Origin of the sequence: Staphylococcus sp. Y174-1 (genome assembly GCF_049897865.1) — a bacterium.
GTDB lineage: Bacteria > Bacillota > Bacilli > Staphylococcales > Staphylococcaceae > Staphylococcus > Staphylococcus saprophyticus.
This window is the reverse complement of sequence record NZ_JAFCXB010000001.1, coordinates 53,557-73,509: the sequence shown is the minus strand read 5'-3', so window position 1 is coordinate 73,509 and position 19,953 is coordinate 53,557. Positions and strand designations below refer to the sequence as shown.

Here is a 19,953-nt window from a genome sequence, read left to right as displayed (position 1 = left end):
CAATAGTTTCATTAATATTTGATAAAGTAGCAGTGCATCATTCACTGTAAAGCCATTACTATATGGACAAATAAAGCATTATAAATAAACTGTTGATTACCTTAAGAAAGCCGAGACATATGCTTATGTCTCGGCTTTTAATTAACTACTTATTTTATAATTAAATACTTTTAATATCTAAACCTTCATCACCAAATTCATCCATACCACCTTCAACATTCACTGCATTCACGCCATTTTGTTCAAGGTATTGAACGACTTGCGCACTTCTGCCACCGGCTTTACAGATAATATAATACGTTTCATTATCATTAAAATAGTTTAGATTATCTGGAATACTATTCATTGGAATGGTTTCAGCACCTGGAATGATACCCATCGCTGTTTCTTGATCAGTTCTAACGTCCACAATGTTAACTGGGTTTGCATCCAAAATTTTCTCTTTTAGTTCAGTTACTGTGATAGATTCCATAATTAATTCCTCCTGTGTTTATTTAGCAACGATATTAACAAGTTTTTTAGGAACTGCAATAACTTTTTTAATATCTTTACCTTCTATTTCAGATTTAACATGTTCATTATCTAGTGCGATTTGCTCCATTTCTTCTTTCGCAATATCTTTAGATACATTAATTTTAGCACGCACTTTACCATTTACTTGTACGACAATCTCAATTTCGTCATCAACAAGTAACGCGTCATCGTAGGATGGCCATGGTTGATAAGTGATTGTTTCATCATGGCCTAAACGTGACCACAATTCTTCAGATATATGAGGTGCAATCGGCGCTAGCATTTTAATAAAGCCTTCGATATATGGTTTATAAATTTCTTCCGCTTTATAACAATCATTAATAAATACCATAAGTTGACTAATCGCTGTGTTAAAGTTAAGCGAATTGTAATCTTCTGTAACTTTTTTCACTGTTTGGTGATAACTCTTATCTAAAGCCTTACTATGATTGTTTACCACTTTATTAGAAATTGAACCATCTTCTGTAATTAATAAACGCCAAATCCTATCTAAGAAACGTCTCGAACCATCTAAACCATTTTCGCTCCAAGCGATAGCGGCATCAAGCGGTCCCATAAACATCTCATATAAACGTAACGTATCCGCACCATGAGATTTTACAATATCATCTGGATTAATTACATTACCTTTAGATTTACTCATTTTTTCGTTACCTTCACCCAAAATCATACCTTGGTTGAATAACCTTTGGAATGGTTCTTTTGTTGGTACCACACCTAAATCAAATAATACTTTGTGCCAAAATCGTGCATACAATAAATGTAATACAGCATGTTCTACGCCACCAATATACAAATCTACAGGCAACCAATGTTTTAATTTTTCAGGATCTGCTAACATTTGCTCATTGTCTGGATCAATATATCTTAGATAATACCAACAGCTACCTGCCCATTGTGGCATCGTATTTGTTTCACGACGGCCTTTCATACCTGTGGCTTCATCGACAACGTTTACAAATTCATCAATATTCGCTAACGGTGATTCACCTGTCCCTGACGGTTTTATTTCATCAGTTTCTGGTAAAAGTAATGGTAGTTTATCTTCAGGTACTGTCGTCATTGAGCCATCTTCCCAGTGAATAACTGGAATAGGTTCGCCCCAATATCTTTGTCTACTGAACAACCAATCTCTAAGTTTGTAGTTTACTTTACGCATACCGGCATTTTTATTTTCTAACAATTCAATCGCTTTTTCTATAGCTGCTTCATTGTATAATCCGTTTAGTTCACCAGAATTAATATGCGGTCCGTCGCCAGTGTAGGCTTCCTTGCTCATATCTCCGCCTTCGATGACTTCTATAATTGGTAAGTCAAATCTTTTAGCGAATTCATAATCACGCTGATCACCACTAGGTACAGCCATGACCGCACCAGTACCGTAAGTGGATAGTACGTAATCTGCAATCCATATTGGTACTTGTTGCCCTGATAATGGATTAACAGCATATGCACCAGTGAATACACCAGACTTTTCTTTTGATAAGCCAGTACGTTCTAAATCAGATTTCTTAGCCGCTTCTTTTTGATAAGCTTCTACATCATCTTTATTATCTTCCGTAGTAATCAAATCTACAAGCTCGTGTTCTGGGCTAAGCACTAAAAATGACGCACCGTATATTGTATCAGGTCTAGTAGTAAATACTTCAATTTGCTCATTATAATCTTTCACATCAAATGCCACTGATGCACCTTCAGAACGGCCAATCCAGTTACGTTGCATATCTTTCAATGACTCTGGCCAGTCTAATTCATCTAAATCTTCTAACAATCTGTCTGCATATTCGGTAATTTTAAGAACCCATTGCTTCATTGGACGTCTATATACAGGATGGCCGCCACGTTCTGATACGCCATCAATAACTTCTTCATTCGATAATACCGTACCTAATGCTGGACACCAATTCACAGCCACTTCATCTACATAAGCTAAACCTTTATTATATAATTGTATGAAAATCCATTGTGTCCATTTGTAGTATTCAGGATCTGTCGTATTCACTTCTCTATCCCAGTCATAACTGAAACCAAGTTCTTTTATCTGACGCTTAAAGGTCTGAATATTTTCTTTAGTGAACTCTCGTGGATCATTACCTGTATCTAATGCATATTGTTCAGCTGGTAAGCCAAATGCATCCCAACCCATTGGGTGTAATACGTTATAACCTAACATACGTTTATAACGAGAGATGATATCTGTAGCAGTATACCCTTCTGGGTGACCAACATGCAGGCCTGCTCCTGATGGATAAGGGAACATATCTAAAGCATAAAATTTCTTTTGCCCTAAATTGTCGCTCGTTTTAAAAGTTTTATTTGCTTCCCAATAGTCCTGCCATTTCTTTTCAATTTCATTATGACTGTAATTCACTACTTTTCCTCCTATTCAATAAAAAAACACCCCAAACTATTATTTAATTACAAAGGGACGACTTTCGCCGCGGTACCACCCAAATTCACATTAAATGTGCACTCATTTTAACTAATAGTAAGAGATGTCATAAATTATCTTTAAGTCCTGGTAAGTTCACTTTAACTTAACACTAGGTTCCACCAACCCTAGTTCTCTGTAGATAAGTTTTAAAGTTACTACTCCTATACATTACTAATAATATTTGAAATAACTATTTATTTCAAGAGTAAAACCTGATTTAACAGGAAACATACTTATTTACTACATATTGATAAGCATGTATAACTAAAAAATAAATTATTATATAAATTAGTGAGACAGAGACCAACGTTTTTCACAGTGATTTCATAGACCCACGCCCGCAAGGATAATTAAGGTTCATGCTTATACAAAAGGCACACTTCTGTACAAAGCGCTGACGATACATTGACTGCCAATTGAAAACGAGCCTAAGATATTTATTTATATCCCAGACTCATCATATATCTTACGTATCTTTTGGTAATTTTTTATCGTATATTAACAGGAATACCAGTGCAATAAGTAATAATACAATCATACTTAAAAACATAGCTTGCATATTAAACGAATCTACAACAACACCGCCAATTAATGGTCCAAAAGCTTTTCCCACAGTTGCAGCAGAATTAACATAACCTTGGAATGAACCTTCTTTCCCTTTAGGCGCTAATTGATTCGCTATTGTTGGTACGGCTGGCCAAACAAACATTTCTCCTAAAGTAAGTATAATCATAGCTACCATGAAAATTGAAAATTGTTCAGCAAAACTTGTCACAAAGAAAGAGAGAATAAAGATGACAATCCCAACAAGCATTTGATATTTTAGGTTTCCTTTTAACAATCTAATGACAGGTAAGATTAAAGGTTGCGCAACTAAAATCATAATGCCGTTAACTGTCCATAACAGACTGTACTGACTCATTGAAATATTGATTTCTTGAGTAAACGAAGCTATCGTACTTTCCCATTGAATATAAGCAATCCAACAAATACTGAACATAACGCATAATAGCGTTAGCGCTATAAACTGTGGTCTATATGCTTTAGATAAAAGACTCATTGCATCCGTTGATTTCACTTTAACATCTAAATTAATTTTGAATTGTGTCATGGCTACAATTGCAAATGCGACATACATTAATAAGTTCGCTATAAAAATATAATTAAAACTTAATTCTGCTACAAATCCACCTGATGCAGCACCAATGGCTACACCTAAATTTTGAGCCAAATAAATTGCATTAAAAGTTTGACGACCACCTTGTGGCCACACGGCGCCAGCCAATGCATAAATTGCTGGAACAATCATACCGCCACCAAATCCTAGTGCTACTAGCCATACAGCATACCATGGCCAACCATGGAAAAAATTAAGCAGTGTTGTACTCATTAAACAAATTACTGTTCCTATAATAATAGTACGATAACCACCTAATTTATCAAAAAGCATGCCCCCTAATAAGTTACCTATGACCATGCCAAATGAATTGATCATTAGTACTAATCCGGCGATAGTTAGACTTTTATCTAATTCTTCATTCATATAAATTGTATTTAATGGCCATAAGAAACTTGAGCCTGTGATATTTAATGCCATACCAATTACTAGCCACCACACTGATTTAGGCATATTCATAACATTAAGCTCCTTTCTACATCAAAATTTCTTATTTTACTTTAAACACTATATCATTAAAATATGTTAAAATCTTTAACTAGAATGAATTTAGAAAGGAAAATGTTATATGGGACAATTCTTCCCTTACGCATTCGAGAATAAAAGATATCATACATGGAATTATCATTTAAAAAATAAATTTGGACAAAAAATATTTAAAGTTGCAATTGATGGAGGATTTGATTGTCCAAATAGAGATGGTACCGTTGCACATGGTGGCTGTACATTTTGTTCAGCAGCTGGTAGCGGTGACTTTGCAGGTAATCGTGTAGATCCAATCGATGTACAATTTAAAGAAATAAAAGATAGAATGCATGAAAAATGGCACGATGGCCAATACATCGCCTACTTCCAAGCTTTTACAAATACACATGCACCCGTAGAGGTATTGCGTGAAAAATATGAAACTGCATTGAAAGAGCCTGGTGTAGTTGGTTTATCCATAGGTACACGTCCAGACTGTTTACCTGATGATGTAGTCGAGTATTTAGCAGAATTGAATGAACGTACTTACTTATGGGTTGAACTAGGTCTTCAAACAATACACCAAGAAACATCTGATTTAATCAATCGCGCACATGATATGAAAACTTATTATGAAGGTATTGCCAAACTACGCAAACATAATATAAACATTTGTACGCATATTATAAATGGTTTACCTGGTGAAGATTATAATATGATGATGGAAACTGCACGAGAAGTCGCTCAAATGGACGTACAAGGTATAAAAATACATTTACTTCACCTATTAAAAGGAACGCCAATGGTTAAGCAATATGATAAAGGCATGCTAGAATTTATGTCACAAGATGAATACACTAAATTAGTGTGTGATCAGTTAGAAATCATACCAAAAGAAATGATCGTTCATAGAATTACCGGTGATGGTCCAATCGATTTAATGGTAGGTCCTATGTGGAGTGTTAACAAATGGGAAGTTCTCAATGAAATTGATAATGAACTTGCTCGCCGAGATTCATACCAAGGAAAATATTTTGAAAGCACAGTTAAGTCATGAAACTTGAACGCATTCTCCCTTTTGCTAGAACATTAATTCAACAACACGTATCAGATGACAGTATCGTGATCGATGCTACATGCGGTAACGGTAATGATACACATTTTCTTGCCCAACAAGTTCCAAACGGTAATGTCTATGCTTTTGATATACAAGATGAAGCTATTAAGCAGACACAACTTAAGATTCATGATTTTAACAATGTCACTATCGTTCAAGATAGCCATGCAAATATCCAATCATATATTCCAAATTATCAACAAGGTAAAATTGACGCAGCGATTTTTAACTTAGGTTATTTACCAAAAGGAGATAAATCCATTGTTACACAAGCCGAAAGTACAATTGCTGCCATAAATGCAATATTTAATATTTTATCCATAGAAGGCATCATTATTCTTGTTATTTATCATGGCCATGATGAAGGCAAATTGGAGCGAGATGCTATTCTAGATTATTTGGAACAATTCGATCAAAATAAAGCACATATTCTAAAATATCAATTTATCAATCAACAAAATAATCCACCATTTATTTGTGCGATAGAAAAAAGATAAATTCTATCATTTAGTTTTCCTAAAGCACACGCTTTAAAAATAAAAAAAGCTGCCAATAAAAGTATTTAAACTTTGTTGGCAGCTTTTTTGTGTAAATTACACTGTAAAATTCATAATTCCTATAGATTTAAGATAGATTTAAGACTGTTTTGAATAGTAGATGAGTTAGAATCAATTTCTTCTTTAAAAAAGTTTAAAAGACTTTCCCTTTGATCTTTTAAATCTTCATTAAAATGGATAATAACTGTACGTTCGTCGTTTTGTGGTCTTTCTTTAATAATCCACGCTTTTTCAACTAAATCATTGTACGTACGTGTACGTTTGTATGATTTAATATGAACAAAGTCATCCATTTCTTTTAAAGTCATTGACCCTTCTTTCCAAAGTGTCAAAAGGATTAAAATTTCTTCTTTTGACATTTTATATTGCTTTTGAACTTTGTCAAAAATATCCTCGATATCTTTCAACACAGATTCTAATTGCAAAACGCCATCCACTTTTTCAGTAAATGTCTTCCCCATAGTGTAATCCCCCAATCATAGTATAAAGTTTAAACATGTAAAATTAATTTCAAAAAATCATCAATCACTGTAAAATAAATTCTACACTGAATAAATATTAGAATTTTTAATAAAATTAATCTTATATACAGTTTAAATTTAAACTATGAATTATGCAATTAAATGAGATATTTTATTTTGCATTTCTTTCAAAATACCAACAGAACGGGTAAATAAAGTTTTTTCTTCATCGTTTAACGGTATTTCAAAAACTTCTACCGCACCTTGTCTGTTAATTTTTGTAGGGACACCTATATAGACATCTTCTTGACCATATTCACCTTCTAAACGACTGGATACGGTAAGCACTAAATTTTGATTATTTAAAATCGCTTTAGTTATATGCACTAATCCCATAGCAATGCCATAATATGTTGCACCTTTAGCTTGAATAATGTCATAGGCTGCATCTCGTGTATTAACAAATATTTCTTCTATTCTATGTTGTTTTTCAGGATCATCTTTTAACAATTGGTATAATGGCTGTCCTGCAATATTTGCTTGTGACCAAACAGCTAGTTCAGAGTCTCCATGTTCCCCAATGATTTGTCCATGAACACTTCTATCAGAAACGCCAAATTCTTCAGCTAATTCATATTTGAATCGTGCCGTATCTAAAATCGTACCTGATCCAATTACTTTTTCTTTAGGTAATCCAGAAACTTGTTGTGTTACATAGGTAAGTACATCAACAGGGTTAGTGGCTACTAAGAAAATCCCATTAAATCCAGATGCCATAACTTCAGAAACAATCGATTTAAATATTTTTGTATTCTTTTCAATTAAATCTAATCTCGTTTCTCCTGGTTTTTGAGCTGCTCCAGCAGTAATCACCACTAAATCAGCATTGTGACATGCTTTATATGAACCAGCTTTAATTTTAACAGGTGAACCTCCATACGGTGCCGCATGGTTTAAGTCCATTACATCACCTTTCACTTTGTCTTCATCTAAATCTATAATAACGAGTTCATCTGCCACACCTTGAGCTACTAATGCAAATGCATAACTTGATCCAACTGCACCATCACCAATTAAAACAACTTTATTACTTTTTATATATTCCATCACAGAACGCTCCTCACATGAAAATTAATAATTTATATTGTGATTTATTTCACAATATAAATATATCAGTTCCTCCGAGCATTTGCAATAGTTATTTGTAATTTATTTCACAAAAATATTAATTATAAGTTACAATAAAAATCAAATATAAAAAACGGTGAAATCATATCCTTTTAAAATTAGGATACAAATCCACCGCTTTTGCCACTTACTGTATTATCATTGTATTCAGGTACTATGAAACTTCATTTTCATCATGTACTATAAATCCATTGTTACTTGCACTATTATTTAAAAACGCTAAAATATATCGCATGACTTCATCACGTTCAGGCTCGTTATGAATTTCATGATATAATCCTTCCCACGCTTTAAAATAAAGTTCTTCTGTCATTATTTTATCTTTTATTAAATCCATTGCGCTTATATCTGCAACTCTATCTTCTGTACCGTACATTAATAATAACGGCAATGATTTTACATCTTTTAAATGGTTGACTGTCTCTTTCATAATTTCAATAATCTGTTTATACCAGTAGTAAGTTACTTTATTTAACATCAATTGATCTTTATTCGTCTCTTCTATAACTTCTTCGTTTCTTGTTAAATCTTCAACTGTGATACCAACTTTAAATCGAGTATCTTTCGCAATTTTACCTATATTAGAAATAATTTTATCTTTTCTAGATTTATTACTTTTCTTAAATTCTAAAAGTGGTGAAAGCAACATCAGGCCTTCAATCGGCACTTCTGTTTTTTCTAATAAATTTAAGACAATCAAACCACCAAGACCTATACCTAGGACATAAGTTGGAATTTTATATTCATTTGCGATTCTAATCCATTCAAGTATATGCTCATGATATACATCAAAATTATCAATTTGACCTTTATTTGAACGTGATGTTTGCCCTTGTCCTGGCAAATCGCCCATAATAACATGATATCCATTTCGGCGAAGCATCGTAATCACATATGCATATCTTCCAGTATGTTCAAGCATGTTATGTGCAATTACTACGACACCTTTTGCTTCATTTTCGGTTTCCCATTTCCACATAATCCATACTTCCCCTTCTACATTTAAATTCATTACGCTTATTGTATCAAAATACGCTATGCTTTTTCCATTTTAAACATATTAAATAAACATAAAACTAAATTTATTTCCCACAATAAATTTCTTATTTCTGTTCAATACATATCTCATGAGTGTATATTGAAATTTAAAGTGTAATATATTTTATTGCAAACGATTTCATTACTATTAGATTCATGCTACACTATTATTGAAACATAGCTATAAGCGGAATGGGAGGAATTAATATGCCAATTGTGAAAGATTTCTTTATCGGATTATCAAATAATTCGTTTTTAAATAAGACTGCCAAGGAAGTAGGACCCATGTTTGGGGCGAATAAAGTCGTTGCGGGTAATACGATTAAATCCTTGATAGACACAATTGAACGTTTAAACAACAAGGGAATTACAGTGACTGTTGATTGTCTTGGAGAGTTTGTCGTAACTGAAGGTGAAGCTATCCAAGCTAAAGATCAAATTTTGGAAGTCATGTATGCCATTTATAATCATAGTTTAAATGGACATATGTCTGTGAAATTAAGCCAACTAGGTTCAGAGTTTGATATAGATCTTGCTTACCGTAATTTACGAGAAATATTATTGAAAGCAAATGAATTTGATAATATGCATATTAATATCGATACTGAAAAGTATGATAGCTTGTTTGATATCACTCAAGTATTAGATCGATTAAAAGGTGAATTTAAAAATGTTGGTACAGTCATTCAAGCATATTTATATAAAGCTGATGCGCTCATAGATAAATATCCTGAACTAAGATTACGCATGGTTAAAGGTGCATATAAAGAAAATGAAGTTATTGCTTTTCAAACAAAAGAAGAAATCGACGAAAACTACATACGTTTAATAAAAAAAAGATTGTTAAGTGCTAAAAACGTTACTTCTATCGCTACACACGATGATAAAATCATTACACAAATCAAACAATTTATTAAAGATAATAAAATTGATAAAGATCGTTATGAATTTCAAATGTTATACGGCTTTCGCTCCGATTTAGCAGAACAAATTGCCGGCGAAGGCAACAATTTCTGCATTTATGTGCCATATGGAGATGATTGGTTCAGTTACTTTATGAGAAGATTAGCTGAAAGACCACAAAATTTGAATTTAATGTTTAAAGAATTGTTAAAACCAGATATATTGAAAAAAGTAGGCACTATTGCTGGCATATTTGCTGGCGTTGTAGCTACAGGTTCAATACTATATAGAGTACTTAAAAAATAATCAATTCAATGTTCAATATATAAATAATTATTTTAAAACAATTCACTTTTTAAACACTACATCTAAGTAATCATACGAGCACAAATTTTAAGTTCAATGATGTTTAAAAAGATTTACATATCCGAATTCTAATTTAGATAGTCATTGAATTTATTATAAAAACAAAGAACGCCAAAGCTGTCATGTCTTTGGCGTTCTACTAATTTAATATAATTGAAAAACGATACGATATTAAAAATTGATAAGCATTAGACAAGTTTAACTTTATATTTCTCTTAATAAATTAGCCATTTCTATCGCACCTACTGCTGCTTCTGCACCTTTATTACCTGCTTTCGTACCTGCACGTTCTACTGCTTGTTCAATATTTTCTGTAGTTAAAATACCGAATATGACTGGCGTATCAGTAACATCATTCGCTTTTGAAACACCCTTGGCTACTTCGTTACAAACGTAATCGTAATGAGACGTTGATCCTCTAATAACACAACCTAGAGTGATAACTGCATCATAATCATTTTTCTTAGCTAATTTTTTAGCTACTAAAGGAATTTCAAATGCTCCTGGTACGTATGCTACATCGATATTAGCTTCCGGTACTTCATGTCTAATTAATGTATCTTTTGCACCATCTAATAATCGATTAGTAATAAAATCATTAAATCTACTTACAACAATCGCTACTTTTAAATCTGAACCTACTAATTTACCTTCAAAATTCATTGTTCATTACCTCCTATATTAAGTGACCCATTTTTTCTTTTTTTGTATTCATATAATCCTGATTGTATGCATTGGCTGGTACGATGAGTTCAATTCTCTTCGCAATATGAATACCATATGATTCTAAACTTTCAAATTTTTTCGGATTATTACTTAATAAATTTACACTGTCCACACCAAAATATTTTAATATTTGGGCAGCATTTTGATAATCTCTTAAATCTTCTTCAAATCCTAATGCAATATTTGCAGAAACTGTATCATAACCCTGTTCGATTAATTCGTAAGCTTTCAACTTATTAATTAAGCCTATGCCTCTACCCTCTTGAGGAAGATACAGTATCATGCCACCATGCTCTGCTATATATTTCATCGATGCTGCTAATTGTTCACCACAATCACATCGTTGACTATGAAAAATGTCGCCAGTTAAACATGCTGAATGGATTCGAACATTTTCAGTTTTATTAATGTCGCCATTAGCGATAACAACAATATCTTCTTCGCTATTATCTGTAGTAAAGCCATACATATCAAAGTTACCGTATTCTGTTGGCATCTTAACTTTTGCTTTTGCATCTAGTTTAGAAATTGAAGATTTTCGATACTTTTCTAAGTCTTCAATAGAAATCATAACTAAACCATGCGTTTCTTTAAATGCTTCTAATGACGCTCCTTTTGCCATTGTCCCATCTTCATCCATAATTTCACAAATTAATGCTGCTGGTTTAGCGCCAGTTAATTTAGCTAAATCCACAGACGCTTCAGTATGACCACGTCTTGATAGCACACCATTATCTTGTGCAATTAAAGGGAATAAATGACCCGGTTTATTAAAATCAGATCCAGTAGCTTGCTCATCGATCAATGCTCTCGCTGTCATTGTTCTTTCGTCTGCACTAATGCCAGTTGTTGTTTGTATGTGATCAACACTTACCGTAAACTGTGTGCCATAAACATCAGAATTATGCGTGACCATAGGATTTAGATCCAACTTTTCAGCAATTGCATTACTGATTGGTGCACAAATTAATCCTTTACCATAGGTCGCCATAAAATTAACAGTGTTGTCATTCATCCATTCCGTAACAGCTACTAAGTCACCTTCATTTTCTCTATTTTCATCATCTACGACTATGATACTTTCACCTTTTTTTAGTGCTTCCAGCGCTGTATCGATACTATCTAATTGCATATGAGCCCTCCTTAAAATCCAAATGCTTTAAGTTTATCTGAAGTTAATTTAGCATTATCATTTTCAATAATTTTTTCAACGTATTTAAATAACATATCCGTTTCTAAATGAACTGGATCACCAACACGCTTTTGATTTAATATCGTTGATTTTCTTGTCTCAGGAATGAGATGTATATCGAATTCTGATTGCTTTAATTGAAATATCGTTAAACTCACACCATCAACTGTAATTGAACCTTGACTAACCATTTGTTTTATCAATGACGTTGACGGTTGTATTGTTACAATTTTAGAATTATCCGATGACTGAATGCGTTTAATTTTCGCTACTTCATCTACATGACCAAGTACAAAATGTCCACCAAATCGACCTTGACCACTCATCGCTCTTTCTAAATTCACTTCAGAAGATTGACTTAATTGATTTAAATACGTTTTATTTTCTGTACCTTTTATAACTTGTACTGAAAAAGTGTGATTATCAAATTCTATTACTGTTAAACATGCTCCGTTAACACTGATTGAATCACCAATATGCATGTCAGTTAAAATCGTTTGACATTCAATTTTCAAGTTAACTACAGACTGTTGTGTTGATATTTTTTTAATTGTACCTATTTCTTCAACAATTCCAGTAAACATGTTTAATCACTTCTTTCGTAATTCTAATTTAAGATTTTGCTCAAGCATTTGTGAATCAACAATTTCAAACTGTGGGACTTCTGACAAATCGATGATTTTATCCGTATGGAAAAATTGATATTTGCCTGAACCACCAATTATTTTCGGGGCATAATATATAATTAGTTTATTTGTATAATTGGATTGAAGAAATTCAGAAGTAACTGTGGGACCTGCTTCTACTAACAATCTGCCTATACCTTTTTCATATAAATTTTTCATAATATTTTCTACTGAACAATTTGTAAGTTGAATAATTTCAACATGTTCAATGTCCGTTACTAAAGCTTCATTTTGTGTATAAATCCAAATCGGCGTATTCGTATTTTTAAAAATGTCTAAATTAAAATCTATGTTACCGTTTTGGGCTAGTATCACTTTAATTGGGTTTTTACCCTCTTCAATTCGAGTCGTATATTGTGGATTATCTGCATTTAACGTGCCACTACCAGTTAGTACCGCATCGTGATGATGTCTTAATTTAAAAACATCTTTTTTCACGAGTTTATTGGTAATCCATTTACTTTCACCAGTATCTGTCGCTTGTTTGCCATCTAAACTACAAGAAACCTTTACTGTTACCATTGGTACAGATTGTCGTTTTGTAATAAAGAAATCTTTATATAAGTTTTCAGCATCAGGTTGATGTCGAAATTCAACATCTATCCCTGCTTCTTGTAAAATACTGTCACCATTGGAAGGTAATGTAGTATCTTTAACTGCATAAACAACACTATTAATGCCTGCCTCAATAATTTTATTGACGCAAGGTGGTGTAGAACCAAAGTGTGTACAGGGTTCTAATGAAATATAAATGGTTCCACCTTTCGCATTGTCTTTTGCCATATCTAGCGCCTGCACTTCTGCATGTTTGTCACCTTTTTTTAAGTGTGCACCTATACCTACGATACGTCCTCGATTCACTACTACTGCACCAACTGGAGGGTTTAAACCTGTTTGTCCCTCAACCATTTGTGCAAGTTGTATAGCATAGTTTAAATATTGACTCATCTCATCACCTCTAAATAATAAAAAACACCTGAAATGAACATTTCAGGTGTGGGATCTATTGATATAACATTATTAGCAAAAATTAGACACACTTATACATAAATTTTAAATTTATGGTATGCCAAATAGACACTTAAAAAGTGTTGTTTTGTTATACTTCATTCTTTCTCCCATCCAGACTTTACTGTCGGCTCTAGAATCTCACTAGATCAGCCACATTTATACACATAAATGCAGGTCGCAGGCTTAATTTACTGCCGGTTGGGAATTTCACCCTGCCCCGAAAGAATATCTATGAAATTGTTAATTGATGATTGAGTCATGTAACTGAAACTTAGTTACAAAATCATCGTACTACATTTTTTGAGAAATGACAATTCTTATTGCCTAAGTCGGCTTTATTTTTCTGATAATTAATACAATTACATGGAGAAATGAGTCAAAAAACGAACTATTTAAAGCGTCTAATCCCATTTATTAAATAATACGTTAAACGCTCACAGATGTTTAAAGCAACAAACCATTAGTGATACTTTAAATCATTTATTTGATTCAAATAAATGATTTATTACACTTACCGCTTGCCTTACAATCATCATGACGCCATTTCTCGATTGATTAATACCATTTGTTAACTGACCTAATGCATACATATTTTTAAGCGTGCCATACCTTGGACTTATAATTTGATTTGTTTCAGCTACAATTTGTATACCACCAAGTGGATGCGCTTGTACTACTTGTCTATTTTCTAAATTCAACACAAGTTGATCATCACTATCAAGATCTGAAAGTTGTGTTTTCGAACCTGTCGCATTAATGACTACATCACTATTTTCTACCGAACCGTCTTGAAATTCTAATTGAAATCTATGTTGACTATGTTTAACAGATTCTAAGCCCTTCTCAATTTTAATTAAGCCATTATTAATGTGTTCAATGAGTAATTGTGCAGTCTGTGGAGGCATTGGATTAGAATTTTCTTTTAAAATACCATGATAATTTGATAAAAAATGTTTTTGGTCAGTACGACTCAAACTATTCCATATCCAATTTAAATTTTCTTTGGCAAGCTCAAGTATACTTTGGAATTTACCTAACTCCTCTGCATGTTCTAAATCGTAAGTTAAATCTATAATCGGATCATTTGTTCTTCGATGCACAAGTGTTTCTACCGGAATTTCATAATGTGCACAGTCTTTCATAAATAACCGCATTGCCTCATCTAATGGCACATTTCCAAAATGTTTCTCTTTAATTTCATTAAAATTTTCAGGAGTTAAATATTTAAATTCAATATCAGGCATCTCACCTCTAACACTCGGTAAGTGACCCTTACGACTTGTAACCGTAATTGGTAAATTAGGATGATGCGCTGTTACATAGCGAATCACATCAAGACTTGCTAGTCCAGTACCAATAATAGAAATTCTATCTGTATCTTTAACATTATCTAACGTATTATATGTAGGATACGGTGTTTGTATATATCCTTTCGTGCCTTTCAATTTGTATGGATCATGATAAGACAACGTGCCTATAGCTAAAAATACTACATCATACTGCTTTCGATTTTCTATGTTATTTGCAGTACAAACATTATATTGTATATCTGTTTGACCTATATCTGAGTCAATAAAGACTTCAGAAACTTCTTCACAAATTTGGTGAATATTATCATACTGATTGATAAATTGTTGCAAATAATCTTTCATATAATGTCCAAAAATAAACCTCGGCAAATACTTCGGATTTGAAAACTTAAATGTTGATTGATTTTCATACCATTCATAAAATTCCCGTTCATTTTCTAAATTCAATGACATCTCTTCTGCAGGTAAATTAATTAATAATTGGTCACTATCGTTTTGAAACGGCACACCTTGCCCCATGTTTTTAGGGTTATCATATACATCGATAGCTAATTCAGAAAAACGTTCCTGTTTGACTAATTCCTTTAGCAAACTCACACCTGCCGTACCCATACCTATGATTGCAATCCTCATAGTTCACATCCTAACTAAACTTATTTAAGCTTTATTATACCAATGATTTATCTTACTTTACACATTAATGGTTTACAGTTGTTTCATCCGTTAAGTTATAATGTTTTATTAAATATGTTATTCTAAATATATTGAGAAATTTATTTTTTTGTATTTTAAATAAGGAGTATAATAATGAAATTTTTAAAACGATTTGTCATTTTGGTTTTATTTAGCACAATTTTTTTAGCAAGTTGTGAATTACCTGGCCTTGGTGGTGGACAATCAAAAAGCACTGTAAGAATATCTGCATTAGCCACAAGTGAATCCCAGATTATGGCCTATATGTTAAAAGAGTTAATTGAGCACGATACTGATGGGAAAGTAAAAGGTTCAATCATTAATAATTTAGGTTCCGCAACCATTCAACATAATGCATTAATGAATGGTGATGCTGATGTATCAAGCACACGATATACTGGTACTGATTTAGTAGGTGCACTTGAACAGAAACCAATCACCGATTCTACCAAAGCTATGCATGTTACAAAAAAATTATTTAATCAAAAATTTGATCAAACGTTTTTTAATTCATACGGTTTTGAAAACACGTTTGCCTTTATGGTCACAAAAGAAACAGCCAAAAAATTCAACTTACATACTGTTTCAGATTTAGAAAAAGTAAAAGACAAAGTAAATGTTGGCACAGATACCACGTGGATTAAACGCGGTGGCGACGGTTATGCCCCATTCCAAGAACATTACGGTTTTGCTTTCAATTCTATAAAACCTATGCAAATCGGACTTGTTTATGATGCATTAAAAAACCAAAAACTAGATGTTGCACTTGGCTATACTACAGATGGTAGAATTGCAGCATACGATTTAGTGGTTCTCAAAGACGATAAAAACTTCTTTCCGCCTTATGATGCCAGTGCAGTAGCGCCAAATAAACTTTTAGCTCAACAACCAGAACTAAAAAAAGCAATAAAAAAATTAGAAGGTCAAATCAGTACAGAACAAATGCAAAAATTAAATTATGAAGCTGATGGTCAAGGTAAAGAACCTGCCATTGTTGCGAAAGAATTTTTAAAACAACATCATTATTTTGATAAAAAATAGTATTGATTTCTACCTCTATATGCTTTGTTATTTTCAATGCACCTATTATCTTAGGTACATTCAAATATGAATTAGGAAGTGAAATAATGAAATTTATATTCAAAGTTTTCATATCTGCTTTGTTATTGTTTTTGCTTATTGGACAAAAAAATAAAGCACAGTAAAACACAAACGCATCTAAAAAGAGCCTAAGGCATCTATTTATGTCTTAGGCTCTTTAAATTATTGTTTATGTTTATTATCATCTTTATAAACAAAATATTTATAATACTTACCTTCTGTTTTCATATCTTCATAAAAGTGTGCCATTAATGAAGCGTTACTTTCTGCCCATTTTATGTCAGTAGCATATTGATGTTCGCCTGGATTTTTCGGATTCCATCTCATACTATATAGCGTATTTTGATCTTTATTTGATAAAAAATGTCCATGAATAAAGTTAGCACCGCCACTAATTGCTTTTTGTGGTGTATCCCATCCATGTTTCTTGGCATATTCAGACCCTGTTTTAATAGGATCTTCATCTAAAGCACCTACACCGAAGAAATTATAGTATTTTTTACCATCAATCTCTACGCCACTTGAAAGTTCACTTTTAGCAGAACCTGTTTCAAGCAATGCGTGTGAAATTAAGTAGACCTCATTTACATGTTTGTCTTTAGCAGCCTTTATAAATTCATCAGAATGCTTAAGTAATGTTGGGTTATCAATTAACATACGTTTGATTCTGTTATGGTCAATACCTTGATATTTATCTAATTCTAAAAATTGGTATTTTTGCGTATCACTCTCAATAAACTTACTACTATCCATCGCAGCTTTTATTTCAGTTGACGATGCGTCTCTCCATGTTTTGTTATCTTTACTTGAAACTTGTTGGCTTGTGTAGTTATCTATTTGCTTTTTAGATGCTTTATCTAAAGTTACTTTTAAATTATCAACTTTTTCTTGTTCATCTACTTCTTTAAAAAAGATTTGATCTGAAATCATTGAAAATACAATAATTGCAGCTACACCTAAGATTACCAATAAACCTATAATTGATAAAATTGAGCCTTTTTTATGCTTCGTCATGTTCCACACCTCTTAGGTAATAATTAGGAATGAGAAGTCTCTATCATTTATGTATCAATGCGCTTGAGACTATCTGATAATAAATTCTAACACTAAATAGTTAAACGCACAATTTTATCTAAGTGTTGTTACATATTCATAAAAAAAGTAATGAAATTTTAATTTCATTACTCTTGACTTTTACGATATTCCATTATGATAAAGCTCGATGCTTGTGATCTATTTTTATAATAATAACGATTCAAATCAATCGTACCTTCAATTTCTCCATCACGATACATCATTTCATTTGTTAAGTTATTTATCATTACAAAATCTGATTTATCTTTAATCATATCTAAATCATTATGTTTAGCAAAAAAATGCTCTAAATTTAAATGTGCGTAATCCATATAAACCTCCTGATAATTGTCCGAAGATAATAATACATCTTTTAGTGTTATATCTCTAAGTTGAATACGCGTTCATGTTATAAAAACTAAAATTTATTACTCTTATGTTATCTATTTAACACCTATTATCTATATTTAGCAAATGAAATTTATTATTTGTCTTTATAAAATGAATTTATCCGGAATTACAAGTTGTATATACAGCAATAGGAGGCACCAAATGCACTTTAGTAAAATTTATAATAAATCAAAACACATCATATATGTTCTTCTAAAAAAATACAATATTAAGTACAATAATGATGAATTTGTACAATTACTCACGATTAAATTATGGGAACTATCCAGAAAGTATAATGCCCAAAAATCTTCTTCATTTCAATCTTATTTATATACACGGTTAAATTTCTATTTAATTGATTTATTTCGTAAGCAACACAACACTTATGAAATATGCGAACCATTTGATGAAGTACGTTGTCATCAAATTCCTAGCATCTACCCTGATAGTAAAATAGAGGCTCATCATTTCTTAACAACGCTTACAACACAAGAACAACAGTGGTTACAATTAAAATTATATGGTTATAAACAAAAAGAGATTGCACAACACCTAAAGTGTTCAATATCAACCATAAAAAATATACAGCAACGTGTTCAAGTAAAATATTCTAAATACTATAAATTTTAATGAGGTGAATTTAATGAATAACCTTGCTAAACTATTATATTTCAAAACCGTTATCGGTCCCGAATTACTTACCATTTGTCAATATACAACACATCAATTTACGTATCCATCTTCCATTAATCAAACATTAAAATATATCCTTGAAACCAACCATCTTTCTTTACCCATACAAATTAAGCAAGCTAAGGACATACTTAAAATACGAAAACTCATCCCCATCTATATTAATAACCATACGATCGTCTTCCCAATTAAAGCAAAGCGCTCCCCAATACAATATTTTATCAATGCATTAGCAATTAATGGCTTAAAATCACAAGGTGCACAAACAGTTATTTATTTTGATAATGCAACTTTTATCATAGTTGATGTAGCATATATCGTTGTACATAAAAAATGGCAAGAAAGTTTAACACTTTCTCACCTAATAGATAGTTAGTATTTTATTACAATGCTTTGTTATGCTTATATTCTAATAATTTTTTCGTAAAGTAACCAGTGACCAACCTAATTAAATACAAACTAACAATAACAAGTAATAATGCTCCAATAAATGTTAATATGACTGTCAGTGTCGATAACTGTACTTCTGGTTTTATAAAATATTGTACAGCAGTTAAACTTGTAATAAAACCAAACAAGAAAATACCTAATAACATAATATATGTAAATAAAATACCTAATAATAAAGCAAATAACTGCGTAGACGATACTACTTTTTCTTTAAAAACATATTCTTTTAAAAATTGATTAGAAAATGCAATAGGTCGATTTAAATGTTCATTATCATGCTTTTCAACTACGCTTTCCAAAACAGAATCCAATTTACTTTTTTCTTTTTTATTTAAAAACCATAACTGCTTTTTAACTTTTTGCTTAAAAATATTTGCTTTCATT

20 protein-coding genes, 1 riboswitch and 1 other annotated feature are annotated in these 19,953 nt (G+C 32.0%); of the genes, 6 read left to right on the top strand and 14 right to left on the bottom strand.

The features are described from left to right. Positions 1-160 precede the first annotated feature (160 nt). The 3 genes from ACP7BT_RS00525 to ACP7BT_RS00515 form a co-directional block, all read right to left on the bottom strand. Entirely contained in the window at positions 161-472 is a 312-nt protein-coding gene (locus ACP7BT_RS00525; RefSeq protein ID WP_002482987.1) for a rhodanese-like domain-containing protein, read from the bottom strand. Positions 473-490: 18 nt separating this feature from the next. Continuing rightward, a complete protein-coding gene (leuS, locus tag ACP7BT_RS00520) occupies positions 491-2,905 on the bottom strand; it encodes a leucine--tRNA ligase (protein ID WP_426303707.1) in 2,415 nt (804 codons plus the stop codon). 50 nt (positions 2,906-2,955) lie between these two features. Further along, positions 2,956-3,146: a binding site (T-box leader), on the bottom strand. A gap of 288 nt (positions 3,147-3,434) precedes the next feature. Beyond that, the gene (locus ACP7BT_RS00515) at positions 3,435-4,604 is read right to left on the bottom strand and encodes an MDR family MFS transporter (protein ID WP_037538240.1); all 1,170 of its coding nucleotides are present in this window, start codon (positions 4,602-4,604) and stop codon (positions 3,435-3,437) included. Between the two features lie 109 nt (positions 4,605-4,713). Between ACP7BT_RS00515 and ACP7BT_RS00510 the strand changes: the two genes are divergently transcribed. Beyond that, positions 4,714-5,667, top strand: coding sequence for a TIGR01212 family radical SAM protein (locus ACP7BT_RS00510; RefSeq protein ID WP_002482984.1), 954 nt, complete (start codon positions 4,714-4,716; stop codon positions 5,665-5,667). Beyond that, positions 5,664-6,224, top strand: coding sequence for a tRNA (mnm(5)s(2)U34)-methyltransferase (locus ACP7BT_RS00505; protein ID WP_011302854.1), 561 nt, complete (start codon positions 5,664-5,666; stop codon positions 6,222-6,224). Before ACP7BT_RS00510 ends, ACP7BT_RS00505 begins: the two co-directional genes overlap by 4 nt. 119 nt (positions 6,225-6,343) lie before the next feature. Here ACP7BT_RS00505 and ACP7BT_RS00500 read toward each other — a convergent pair whose 3' ends face one another. The 3 genes from ACP7BT_RS00500 to ACP7BT_RS00490 all read right to left on the bottom strand — a co-directional run bounded on the left by ACP7BT_RS00500 (position 6,344) and on the right by ACP7BT_RS00490 (position 8,912). Beyond that, a complete protein-coding gene (locus ACP7BT_RS00500) occupies positions 6,344-6,745 on the bottom strand; it encodes a transcriptional regulator, SarA/Rot family (protein ID WP_002482982.1) in 402 nt (133 codons plus the stop codon). Between the two features lie 150 nt (positions 6,746-6,895). Continuing rightward, complete coding sequence (locus ACP7BT_RS00495; RefSeq protein ID WP_041080035.1) at positions 6,896-7,852, bottom strand: L-lactate dehydrogenase; 957 nt, start codon at positions 7,850-7,852, stop codon at positions 6,896-6,898. A gap of 235 nt (positions 7,853-8,087) precedes the next feature. Continuing rightward, a complete protein-coding gene (locus ACP7BT_RS00490) occupies positions 8,088-8,912 on the bottom strand; it encodes an alpha/beta fold hydrolase (protein ID WP_037538238.1) in 825 nt (274 codons plus the stop codon). 266 nt (positions 8,913-9,178) lie between these two features. Between ACP7BT_RS00490 and ACP7BT_RS00485 the strand changes: the two genes are divergently transcribed. Continuing rightward, complete coding sequence (locus ACP7BT_RS00485; RefSeq protein ID WP_037538235.1) at positions 9,179-10,180, top strand: proline dehydrogenase family protein; 1,002 nt, start codon at positions 9,179-9,181, stop codon at positions 10,178-10,180. 264 nt (positions 10,181-10,444) lie between these two features. Here ACP7BT_RS00485 and ribH read toward each other — a convergent pair whose 3' ends face one another. The 5 genes from ribH to ACP7BT_RS00460 form a co-directional block, all read right to left on the bottom strand. Next, on the bottom strand, positions 10,445-10,903 hold the full coding sequence (ribH, locus tag ACP7BT_RS00480; RefSeq protein ID WP_041080037.1) for a 6,7-dimethyl-8-ribityllumazine synthase: 459 nt from the start codon (positions 10,901-10,903) through the stop codon (positions 10,445-10,447). A gap of 13 nt (positions 10,904-10,916) precedes the next feature. Continuing rightward, on the bottom strand, positions 10,917-12,098 hold the full coding sequence (locus ACP7BT_RS00475) for a bifunctional 3,4-dihydroxy-2-butanone-4-phosphate synthase/GTP cyclohydrolase II (RefSeq protein WP_041080038.1): 1,182 nt from the start codon (positions 12,096-12,098) through the stop codon (positions 10,917-10,919). 11 nt (positions 12,099-12,109) lie between these two features. Further along, positions 12,110-12,742, bottom strand: a complete 633-nt coding sequence (gene ribE / locus ACP7BT_RS00470) for a riboflavin synthase (RefSeq protein ID WP_002482976.1) — start codon at positions 12,740-12,742, stop codon at positions 12,110-12,112. 6 nt (positions 12,743-12,748) lie between these two features. Then, positions 12,749-13,792, bottom strand: a complete 1,044-nt coding sequence (gene ribD, locus ACP7BT_RS00465) for a bifunctional diaminohydroxyphosphoribosylaminopyrimidine deaminase/5-amino-6-(5-phosphoribosylamino)uracil reductase RibD (RefSeq protein WP_041080040.1) — start codon at positions 13,790-13,792, stop codon at positions 12,749-12,751. 158 nt (positions 13,793-13,950) lie between these two features. Further along, positions 13,951-14,084: riboswitch (FMN riboswitch) on the bottom strand. Between the two features lie 247 nt (positions 14,085-14,331). Then, the gene (locus ACP7BT_RS00460; RefSeq protein ID WP_002482974.1) at positions 14,332-15,798 is read right to left on the bottom strand and encodes an FAD/NAD(P)-binding protein; all 1,467 of its coding nucleotides are present in this window, start codon (positions 15,796-15,798) and stop codon (positions 14,332-14,334) included. 174 nt (positions 15,799-15,972) lie between these two features. Between ACP7BT_RS00460 and ACP7BT_RS00455 the strand changes: the two genes are divergently transcribed. After that, positions 15,973-16,899 (top strand): osmoprotectant ABC transporter substrate-binding protein, encoded by a 927-nt coding sequence (locus ACP7BT_RS00455; RefSeq protein WP_037538233.1) that lies wholly within the window; start codon positions 15,973-15,975, stop codon positions 16,897-16,899. Between the two features lie 222 nt (positions 16,900-17,121). On the opposite strand, the gene ACP7BT_RS00450 is transcribed toward ACP7BT_RS00455, so the two are convergent. Together ACP7BT_RS00450 and ACP7BT_RS00445 are read right to left on the bottom strand one after the other, a co-directional pair. Further along, complete coding sequence (locus tag ACP7BT_RS00450; RefSeq protein ID WP_002482919.1) at positions 17,122-17,973, bottom strand: N-acetylglucosaminidase; 852 nt, start codon at positions 17,971-17,973, stop codon at positions 17,122-17,124. A gap of 167 nt (positions 17,974-18,140) precedes the next feature. Continuing rightward, positions 18,141-18,365, bottom strand: coding sequence for a hypothetical protein (locus ACP7BT_RS00445; RefSeq protein WP_002482918.1), 225 nt, complete (start codon positions 18,363-18,365; stop codon positions 18,141-18,143). Between the two features lie 220 nt (positions 18,366-18,585). On the opposite strand from ACP7BT_RS00445, the gene ACP7BT_RS00440 reads away from it, so the two are divergent. Both ACP7BT_RS00440 and ACP7BT_RS00435 read left to right on the top strand, forming a co-directional pair. Continuing rightward, entirely contained in the window at positions 18,586-19,056 is a 471-nt protein-coding gene (locus ACP7BT_RS00440) for a sigma-70 family RNA polymerase sigma factor (RefSeq protein WP_041080044.1), read from the top strand. Between the two features lie 13 nt (positions 19,057-19,069). Next, complete coding sequence (locus ACP7BT_RS00435) at positions 19,070-19,495, top strand: competence protein ComK (RefSeq protein WP_041080046.1); 426 nt, start codon at positions 19,070-19,072, stop codon at positions 19,493-19,495. Positions 19,496-19,502: 7 nt separating this feature from the next. Here ACP7BT_RS00435 and ACP7BT_RS00430 read toward each other — a convergent pair whose 3' ends face one another. After that, a complete protein-coding gene (locus ACP7BT_RS00430) occupies positions 19,503-19,952 on the bottom strand; it encodes a hypothetical protein (protein WP_011302838.1) in 450 nt (149 codons plus the stop codon). Between the last annotated feature and the right edge of the window lies 1 nt (position 19,953).